Origin of the sequence: Saccharothrix sp. CCNWYY140 (assembly GCF_037401995.1) — a bacterium.
In the GTDB taxonomy this organism is placed as follows: domain Bacteria; phylum Actinomycetota; class Actinomycetes; order Mycobacteriales; family Pseudonocardiaceae; genus Actinosynnema.
Map to the genome: position 1 here is coordinate 20,382 of NZ_JBBEGC010000094.1, position 8,502 is coordinate 28,883.

An 8,502-nucleotide genomic window follows, 5' to 3' on the forward strand; every position below is an offset into this window, starting at 1 on the left:
ACGCGGAACTGGTGGTTCAGCGCGTTCTTCCCGCGGCGCCACCTTTCCCGGCGCCGCAATTCCCCCGGATCACCGGGTGATCGACCCGGCACGCTCGTGAAATGGCCTGCCTGAAAGGGTGTCGAATGGACTTGGTCCGCTTCGCCGCGCACTGCGACGCTCACTGCGGAAATGGAGCGGAGGAGCGAAGATGACGGTCCGGGAAACCGCACCCGACAGCATTCGGACGCGCTGGGCGGAGATCCTCTCGGCGCTCACCGACGGCCGCGACCTCACCGCGGCGGACGCCGAGTGGGCGATGGGCGAGGTCATGCGCGGCGCGGCCGGCGACGCCAGGCTGGGCGGGCTGCTGGTCGGCCTGCGCGCCAAGGGCGAGACCGTGGCCGAACTCGACGGGCTGGTGCGCGCGATGGACGCGCACGGCGTCCGGGTCGCCGTGGACGGCCCGGTGCTGGACATCGTCGGCACCGGCGGCGACGGGGCGAACACGGTGAACATCTCGACCGTGTCGGCGATCGTCGCCGCGGCGGCGGGCGCGCGGGTGGTCAAGCACGGCAACCGGTCCGCGTCCTCGGCGTGCGGCTCGGCGGACCTGCTGGAGGAGCTGGGCGTGGTCATCGACCTGCCGCCGGCGGCGGTGCCGCGGGTGCTGGCCGGGACGGGCATCGCGTTCTGCTTCGCCCCGGTGTTCCACCCGGCGATGCGGCACGCGTCCGCCGCCCGCCGGCAACTGGGCGTGCCGACCCTGTTCAACGTGCTCGGCCCGCTGACCAACCCCGCGTCGCCCGAGGCGTCCGCCGTGGGTGTCGCGGACGCCCGGATGGCCCCGGTCGTCGCCGGCGTGCTGGCCCGCCGGGGCCGGTCCGCGCTGGTGTTCCGCGGTGACGACGGCTTGGACGAGCTGACCGTCACCACCACGTCCCGGGTGTGGACCGTGCACGACGGGACCGTGCGCGAGGAGGTGTTCGACCCGCGCGGGCTGGGCATCGGGTTCGCGGCCCCGGACTCGCTGCGCGGCGGCGGTCCGGCGCACAACGCGCGGATCACCCGCGAGGTGCTCTCGGGCCGGACGGGACCGGTCCGGGACGCGATCCTGCTGTCGGCCGCCGCCGGTCTCGCCGCCACCGATCTCGCAGCTGCCGATCTCGCAGCTGCCGGTCTGGATGCCGCACCGGGCGCGACGCCGATCGCCGAGCGGTTGGCGGTGGGTCTGGAGCGGGCCGCGCACGCCATCGACAGCGGCGCCGCGGCGGCGTTGTTGGACCGGTGGGTCGCGGTGACGACCGGGCTCGCCGAAGGACTGGCCGCCCGGACCGGGTGAACCAGCGCCATCAGCGCGGTCCCCGCACGATCGGGGCGCGGTCCGCCAGCCGGGTCGTGAACCGCGCCGACCCCGGCCGACCGGACCGCGCCCACCCCTGCCGGGACCGCGCCGCCAGCCGCGCGGTCCCGGCAGGCACGAACCCGGCGCAGGGTAAGGAGCGCACGGGCACAAGCCGGGTGCAGCCCGCCGCGGGCGCGGGGGCGGCGGCCAGCGCGGGCAGGGGCGCGGCGGCCACTGCTGGCGCAAGCCGGGTGGTGTCGGCCGCGGGCGCGGGGGCGGCGATCACCGCGGGCGCAAGCCGGGTGGAGCCCGCCGCAGGCACGAGGGCGGCGACCACCGCGAGGTGGTCCGCGAGGCGGATCACGCCCGATTCCCCCGGCGTCCCGCCGCCAGCATCGCGGCCACCGCGTCGGCCGGGCGCGCGTCGGTGACCAGCGCCGAGCCGACCAGGACCGCGTCGGCCCCGGCCTCGGCGTACGCCCGGACGTCGTCCGGCCCCCGCACACCAGACTCGGCGACGGTCACCACGTCTGCCGGCACCGGGGCGACTAGGCGCGGGAACGCCTCCCGGTCGACCCGGAACGTGGCCAGGTCGCGGGCGTTGACCCCGACGATCCGGGCGCCGGCGGCCAGCGCCGCGTCCACCTCGGCGGCGGTGTGCGCTTCGACCAGCACGGCCAGCCCGTGGTCGCCGGCCTCGCGCAGCAGGGACCCCAGTTGCGGCTCGGTCAGCGCCGCGACGATCAGCAGGACCAGGTCGGCTCCCGTGGCGGCGGCCTCGGCCAGCTGGTAGGGGTCCACCACGAAGTCCTTGCGCAGCAACGGCACGGTCACCGAACCGCGCACCTCGCGCAGGTCGTCGAGCGAGCCGCCGAAGTGCCTCGGCTCGGTCAGGACGCTGATCGCCGCCGCGCCCCCGGCCGCGTACTGCGCCGCCAGCGCGCCCGGACGGTCGATGGCCGCGAGCCGTCCGGCGGACGGGCTGGCGCGCTTCACCTCCGCGATCAGCCGGACGCCGTCGGGGCCGCGCAGCGCGGTCTCGACGGCCTCCGGCGCCATCCGCGGCCCACGTGCCTCGGCCTGGCGGCGCAGCGCCGCCGGGCTGACGTCGGCCTTGCGCGCACGCAGGTCCGTGCGCACGCCTTCGACGATCTCGGTCAGCAAGCTCACCTGAAACGCCTCCCCCAGCGTTCGTGGCGTCCCCGGTTCCTCCCACCGGGGTGGGACTTCAGTGCCCGGACGACGGTGCCCGCTCCGGTGCGGGTGCCGGGACGGGCGCGGGAGCCTGCCCGGCGGCGTGCACGGTGCCCCGGCCGGCCACCAGGGCGACGACGGTCTGGGCCGCCGCGGCCACGACCATCAGCACCAGCGGCACCTCCCACCCGTGGCTCACCGTGTGCAGCAGGCCGAAGACCACCGGCCCGACGGCGGCCAGCAGGTAGCCGATGGACTGCGACATCGCCGACAGCGCGCCGGCCGCGCCCGGGTTCTCGGCGCGCAGGCTGATGAACGCCAGCGCCAGCACCAGGCACGCCCCGCCGCCCAGCCCGAGGACGACGCTCCACAGCAACGCCCACCCCGGTGCGACGACGAGCCCGAGGTAGCCCACGAGCATGACCGCCGAGCAGATCGCCGCCAGCGCGCGCTGGTCGCGCGCCCACCGCAGCGCGGCCGGCACCGCGAGGCTCGTCCCCACGGCCACCAGCTGGAACAGGAACAACAGCCACCCCGCCGCGGCCGGGCTCACGCCGTTGTCCTGGAAGACCTGTGGCAACCACGTCACCACGACGTAGAAGCCCAGCGACTGCAACCCCATGAACGCCGTGACCGCCCATGCCAGCCCAGAACCCCACGGCAGCCGGTGCTGCCCGCGCACGGCCTGCGCCTCCCGCCGCGGCGCCCGCATCTGCGGGATCCACAGCAGGACGGCGATCAGCGCGAAGAACACCCAGCCGCCCAACGCGGTGTACCACCCGCCGGGGGCGACCTGGCTGATCGGGACCGCCACACCGGAGGCGACCGCGGCCACACCGCCCATCACCGTGGCGTAGGCGCTGGTCAACATGCCCACCTTGGTGGGGAAATCGCGCTTGATCAGGGCCGGCAACAGCACATTGCCCACGGCGATGCCCGCGCCGATCAGCACCGTGCCGCCGAACAGCCCGACCGGTGCCGGGACCCAGCGGACCGCGATGCCCAGTGTCAGCACGATCATGGCGCCGCCGAGCAGCCGTTCCGCGCCCCAGCGGGCGGCCAGCCGGGGCACCAGCGGCGAGAGCACCACGAACGCCAGCAACGGCAGGGTGTTGAGCAGGCCCGCCACGGCCGGGGCCAGACCCAGGTCGGCCTGCACCTGGTCGAGCAGCGGCCCGACGCCGGTGAGGCTCGCGCGCAGGTTCGCCGCCACCACGAGCAGCCCCCACACCAGCAACGCCTGACCGGAACGCCGCGTCGACGTGTTTTCCATGCTCATCACGATCAAGCCCCGCGGCGGTCGAGAGCCAGGCCGTGCTCAGGCTAGCCCTCGCAGGGCCACCCTCCGGCCACCCGATCGTGTGGTGCGCGCGCGAGGGACGGCCCGGTACCGTGGCGGACGTGGGGACGCCACTGGGGAGTTTCATCCGGGCGAAGCGCGACAGCACCCAACCGCACGCACTGGGCCTGCCCGACCACGGCCGCCGCCGCTCACCCGGCCTGCGCCGCCTGGACCTGGCCACGCGGGCGGGCATCAGCGTGGAGTACCTGACCCGCATCGAGCAGGGCCGCGACCGCAACCCGTCGCCGGAGGTCGTCAACGCCCTGGCCGACGCGCTGTGCCTGGACGCCTCGGAGCGCAACCACCTGCGCTACCTGGCCAAGATCACCGGCGACGAGTGCTCGGTGCACATCCGCCCGGTGCCGCCGACCCGCCGCGTGCGCCCGGCGGCGCTGCGCACGCTGCACCTGCTGGAGCCCGGCCTGGCCATCGTCACCAACCGGTTGGGTGACGTGCTGGCCCACACCGACGCCTTCCAGTCGGTGACCAGCGGCACCGGCCTGCTCGACGCGCCGCACCCCAACCTCAACCACTACGTGTTCACCGACCCGCGGTCGCGGTCGTTCTTCGTGGACTGGGACGACATCGCCGACGAGCAGGCCTTCGACCTGTGGCGAGCGCCGTCGCTGGAGAACCTGGAGTGGCTCACGGCGGAACTGACCCCGGTGGCGGGCGACGAGTTCACCCGCCGCCTGAACCGCCACGTCGTGCCCCGCCGCGGCGTCCTGCGCCTCAACCACCCCAGCGGCCGGCAGCTCCGCCTGATCCGCGAGACCCTCGAACTGGCCGAGGACGCGCAGCAACTCGTGGTCTTCCTCCCGGCCGACGACCAGACAGCCGAAGCCGTCGACCGCCTCCACCGCCAGTCCCACGGCAGGCTGCGCTCGATCTCCTGACGTCGGCGTCGAGCACCACGTCCCGAGGCCAGGATGGGGGCGTGACGACGATCGAGATCCGCCCCGCCCGTCCCGCCGAGTTCGAGGCCGTCGCCGGGCTGCGATGGCGTTGGGTGGCCGAGCAGGGCCACCCGGCCGCGTGCAGTGCCTGTACGTGGTGCCGGAGGCCCGCGACGGTGGGCTCGGCGGCCGGCTGATCGAAGCGATCCTGCGCTTGGCCGCCGAACTCGGGCTGGAGCGGGTCACGGTCCACTCGTCCGAGCGCGCTCTGCGCGCCTACGAGCGGCAGGGGTTCGCGGTGTCGCCGAACCTGCTGCAAGCCGACTGCGGCGGGGTGTCCGGACGAGTGGGTGACCGCCGGCTGGCCGCAGGGCTCTGACCTGCGATTCGCTCCCTCCGGGCGGTGGCCGCGGTCTTGATAGCGGTCGGTTGGCCGGCCGCACCCCGCAGTCGCGGAGCGGAGCACGTCCGCGCCGCACGACACCGAATGAGAGCCACCATGAAATTCAGCGTCTTCCTGCCCCAGGGATTCGTGTTCGAACTCGCGGGCCGCTCGGACCCCGTGGAGGCGTTCGACGCGATGGTCCGGGTCGCCCGCGCGGTGGACGACGCCGGGTACGACACGTTGTGGGTGGCCGACCACTTCATGACCGCCATGCCCTCGCAGGAGATGATGTTCGAGTGCTGGACCACGGTGGCCGCGCTGACGCGGGAGACCCGGCGGGTCCGCATCGGGCAGCTGGTGACGTGCAACGGCTACCGCAACCCGGCGCTCCAGGCGAAGATGGCCTCGACGGTCGACGTGATGGCGGGTGGGCGCTACACGTTCGGCATCGGGTCGGGCTACTACGAGCCGGAGTTCACCAGCTACGGCTACCCGTTCCCGGACTCCTCGGAGCGGCTGCGCCAACTGCGTGAGGCCGTGCAGGTCATCCTCGCCCTGTGGACCGAGGAGGAGGCCACCTTCGAGGGCCGGTACTACCAGGTGCGCGGCGCGATCAACCAGCCCAAGGGCGTCCAGCGACCGCACATCCCGCTGCTCGTGGCCGGCGGTGGCGAGAAGGTGACGCTCAAGATCGTCGCGCAGTACGCCGACGCCTGCAACGTCACCGACACCCCGGCGGAGCTGGAGCGCAAGTTCGCGGTGCTGAAGAAGCACTGCGCGGAGGTCGGCCGCGACTACGACGCCATCCACCGCACGGTGCAGACCCACTGCGTCATCGCCGACGACGAGGCCGAGGCCAGGTCCCGCATCCCGCAGTGGGCGCCGGCGGTGTTCCCCGGCGACATCGGCGACTACGGGCTGATCGGCACGGTCGACACCATCCGCGAGCGCATCGCCGCCTACGAGGCCGCCGGCGTGCAGGAGCTGGTGATCAGCTTCCCGGACACGGTGGCCCTGGACAGCGTCAAGCGGTTCGCCGACGAGTTCATCGCGTGACAGCGGCGTCCGCCCGGCACGGGAAGAGGCCCCGGACAAGGGAGTTCCCGTGCCGGCGGACCCGGTTAGCATCGGGCACCGGAGTCAGGGGGAGTGGTCATGGTCGGGATCGGCATGGTTCCGGAAACGCACCGCGATCTGCTGGACGTGCAGACCGCCGTGCTCGCGACCGTCGGGGAGGACGGTCGGCCGCAGGTCACCGCGACGTGGTTCTACTACGACGCGGTCGACGACCGGCTCAAGCTGTGGTTGCTGGACAACCGCCAGAAGACCAGGAACATGCGGGCCAACCCGCGCGTCACGCTGTTCATCCTCGATCCGCGCAACCAGTTCCGCACCCTGGAGATCAGGGCGGAGGCGCGTCTCGCACCCGACCCGGACCTGGTCCTGGAACGGCGGATCGCGCCCAAGTACGGCATCCCCGACTTCCGGATGTTCGACGGCGAGGGCGACACGCGGTCGGCGGTGACGCTGACCGTCGTGAAGGTCAACGCCCTGGACCTGGCGCCGCCCGAGTGGGAGGACGTCGCACCGCGATGAGCCGCAGGGACCTCCTCGCGCGACCACCGGCGGAGCTGCCCGACACCGGGGAGTTCGTCCGCAGCACCGAGCGGTTCCGCCGGGAGTTGCTCGCGCACTGCTACCACATGCTCGGTTCGGTGGACGACGCCGAGGACCTCGTGCAGGAGACCTACCTGCGCGCCTGGCGGTTCTACGACGGTTTCGAGGGCCGGTCGTCGGTGCGCGCCTGGCTGTACCGCATCGCGACCAACGTGTGCCTGACCGCGCTGGAGAACCAGGAGCGGCGCATGCTGCCGTCCGGACTGGGTGGTCCCGCCGAGGACCCGGCCGCGCCGGTGGTGCCGGCGGGGCCGGAGGTCCGGTGGCTGCAACCGTTCCCGGACGCGCCGCTGTCCCGCGAGTCGGCGGACCCGGCGGCCATCGTCGCCTCCCGCGAGAGCCTGCGGCTGGCGCTCGTGGCGAGCCTCCAGTACCTGCCGGGGCGGCAGCGCGCGGTGCTGATCCTGCGCGACGTGCTGGCGTGGTCCGCCGCCGAGGTCGCCGACCTGCTCGGCACGACGGTGGCCGGGGTCAAGAGCACCCTGCGGCGGGCGCGTGCCCGGTTGGCGGAGGTCGCGCCGGCCGCCGACGACGTCGACGAGCCCGACGAACCGCACCTGCGTTCGTTGCTGGACCGGTACATCACCGCCTTCGAGAACGCCGACACGGCAGGTCTGCAACGGCTCCTGAGCGAGGACGCGGCGCTGGAGGCGACCCCCACGACGACGTGGTTCGCGGGCCTGTCCACGTGCCTGCCCTTCCTGGCCGACCAGGTGCTGGGCGCTCCCGGCGACTGGCGCATGTTCCCCACCCGCGCCAACGGCCAGCCCGCCGCGGTCGCGTACCGGCGCGGCGAGGACGGCGTCCACCACGCGTACGGCGTCGTCGTGCTGACTGCCGGCCGCGCCGGCATCACCCGGATCCACTCGTTCGGCGACCCGGACCTGGTGTCCTGCTTCGGGTTCCCGCCCACCGCGCCGGGCGGTCCCGTGCCGGGCGCCCGGTGAACTCGCCGGTCGTCCCGACGGCGCGGTCGGGGCGCGCGTCGCTGGTCGACGCGCTGTGCTACGCCCTGTCCTGCCTCGACCACGCCCGAACGGTCCCGCTGGACAGCCCCACCCCGTGCACCGCCTGGGACCTGGAAGCGTTGCTGCGCCACGTGGACGACTCGCTGACCGCGCTGCACGAGGGCATCACGACCGGGCACGTCGACATCGTCCCCCGCGCCCGCACCGAACCGGTGCCCGCGAGCGAACTGCTCGCCGCGGTGGGGTCGCGCGCCCGCCGCCTGCTCGCCGCGTGCCTCTCCCCGCGCGTCGACCCCGTGGTCGACGTCGCGGACCGCCGGCTGCCCACCGGGGTGCTGACCGCCGTGGGCACGGTGGAGGTGGCGGTGCACGGCTGGGACGTGGCCCGCGCCTGCGGCCACGACCGACCCCTGCCCGACGCGTTGGCGGCGACGGTGCTGGAGTTGCTGCCCTTGGTGGCGGGCACCGGCAGGTTCGCCCCGCCCGTGCCGGTGCCCGCGTCGGCCCCTCCCGGGGACCGTGTGCTCGCCCTGCTGGGCCGCGATCCTGCTTGACGGCGACGAATTCCGCCGAGGCCGCACCCTTTTCGCCTCGTCACCGGTCATACGTCTATGAACTTCGTGGCGACGACTCCGACTCCGGCGGCCATGCGACGCGCTCTGCGCCGTGCTGCCGATGGCGCCGTCCTGGATGTGACCGAGGCGTCGGTGTTGTTG

At 73.9% G+C, this 8,502-nt stretch carries 10 protein-coding genes; 7 read left to right on the forward strand and 3 right to left on the reverse strand.

Features of this window, described 5'->3' with window-relative positions; translation table 11 throughout:
- Window positions 1-190 precede the first annotated feature (190 nt).
- Window positions 191-1,321 (forward strand): anthranilate phosphoribosyltransferase, encoded by a 1,131-nt coding sequence (gene trpD / locus WBN91_RS29705; protein WP_337727602.1) that lies wholly within the window; start codon window positions 191-193, stop codon window positions 1,319-1,321.
- A gap of 10 nt (window positions 1,322-1,331) precedes the next feature.
- Here trpD and WBN91_RS29710 read toward each other — a convergent pair whose 3' ends face one another.
- The 3 genes from WBN91_RS29710 to WBN91_RS29720 are packed head-to-tail and all read right to left on the reverse strand — an operon-like array spanning window position 1,332 to window position 3,791.
- Window positions 1,332-1,688, reverse strand: a complete 357-nt coding sequence (locus WBN91_RS29710; protein WP_337729417.1) for a hypothetical protein — start codon at window positions 1,686-1,688, stop codon at window positions 1,332-1,334.
- Window positions 1,685-2,494 carry an indole-3-glycerol phosphate synthase TrpC gene (gene trpC / locus WBN91_RS29715; protein WP_337727604.1) on the reverse strand — a complete coding sequence of 270 codons (810 nt, stop codon included), beginning with the start codon at window positions 2,492-2,494 and terminating at the stop codon, window positions 1,685-1,687. Before trpC ends, WBN91_RS29710 begins: the two co-directional genes overlap by 4 nt.
- 58 nt (window positions 2,495-2,552) lie before the next feature.
- Window positions 2,553-3,791 (reverse strand): MFS transporter, encoded by a 1,239-nt coding sequence (locus tag WBN91_RS29720; RefSeq protein ID WP_337727605.1) that lies wholly within the window; start codon window positions 3,789-3,791, stop codon window positions 2,553-2,555.
- A 128-nt stretch (window positions 3,792-3,919) separates the two neighbouring features.
- On the opposite strand from WBN91_RS29720, the gene WBN91_RS29725 reads away from it, so the two are divergent.
- From WBN91_RS29725 to WBN91_RS29750, 6 genes are all read left to right on the forward strand, one after another.
- Window positions 3,920-4,756 (forward strand): helix-turn-helix domain-containing protein, encoded by an 837-nt coding sequence (locus tag WBN91_RS29725; RefSeq protein ID WP_337727606.1) that lies wholly within the window; start codon window positions 3,920-3,922, stop codon window positions 4,754-4,756.
- Between the two features lie 139 nt (window positions 4,757-4,895).
- Complete coding sequence (locus tag WBN91_RS29730; protein WP_337727607.1) at window positions 4,896-5,135, forward strand: GNAT family N-acetyltransferase; 240 nt, start codon at window positions 4,896-4,898, stop codon at window positions 5,133-5,135.
- A gap of 120 nt (window positions 5,136-5,255) precedes the next feature.
- Window positions 5,256-6,197 carry an LLM class F420-dependent oxidoreductase gene (locus tag WBN91_RS29735; RefSeq protein ID WP_337727608.1) on the forward strand — a complete coding sequence of 314 codons (942 nt, stop codon included), beginning with the start codon at window positions 5,256-5,258 and terminating at the stop codon, window positions 6,195-6,197.
- A 99-nt stretch (window positions 6,198-6,296) separates the two neighbouring features.
- Window positions 6,297-6,737 (forward strand): TIGR03618 family F420-dependent PPOX class oxidoreductase, encoded by a 441-nt coding sequence (locus WBN91_RS29740; RefSeq protein ID WP_337727609.1) that lies wholly within the window; start codon window positions 6,297-6,299, stop codon window positions 6,735-6,737.
- Window positions 6,734-7,765 (forward strand): sigma-70 family RNA polymerase sigma factor, encoded by a 1,032-nt coding sequence (locus WBN91_RS29745; protein ID WP_337727610.1) that lies wholly within the window; start codon window positions 6,734-6,736, stop codon window positions 7,763-7,765. Before WBN91_RS29740 ends, WBN91_RS29745 begins: the two co-directional genes overlap by 4 nt.
- Complete coding sequence (locus tag WBN91_RS29750; RefSeq protein ID WP_337727611.1) at window positions 7,762-8,340, forward strand: TIGR03086 family metal-binding protein; 579 nt, start codon at window positions 7,762-7,764, stop codon at window positions 8,338-8,340. The genes WBN91_RS29745 and WBN91_RS29750 overlap by 4 nt, the downstream gene beginning before the upstream one ends.
- Window positions 8,341-8,502: the final 162 nt, after the last annotated feature.

Bases quoted from the DNA above. Each gene is read 5' to 3' on its own strand.
- trpD (WP_337727602.1), top strand. From the start codon at position 191: ATGACGGTCCGGGAAACCGCACCCGACAGCATTCGGACGCGCTGGGCG.
- WBN91_RS29720 (WP_337727605.1), bottom strand. From the start codon at position 3,791: ATGGAAAACACGTCGACGCGGCGTTCCGGTCAGGCGTTGCTGGTGTGG.
- WBN91_RS29735 (WP_337727608.1), top strand. From the start codon at position 5,256: ATGAAATTCAGCGTCTTCCTGCCCCAGGGATTCGTGTTCGAACTCGCG.
- WBN91_RS29740 (WP_337727609.1), top strand. From the start codon at position 6,297: ATGGTCGGGATCGGCATGGTTCCGGAAACGCACCGCGATCTGCTGGAC.
- WBN91_RS29745 (WP_337727610.1), top strand. From the start codon at position 6,734: ATGAGCCGCAGGGACCTCCTCGCGCGACCACCGGCGGAGCTGCCCGAC.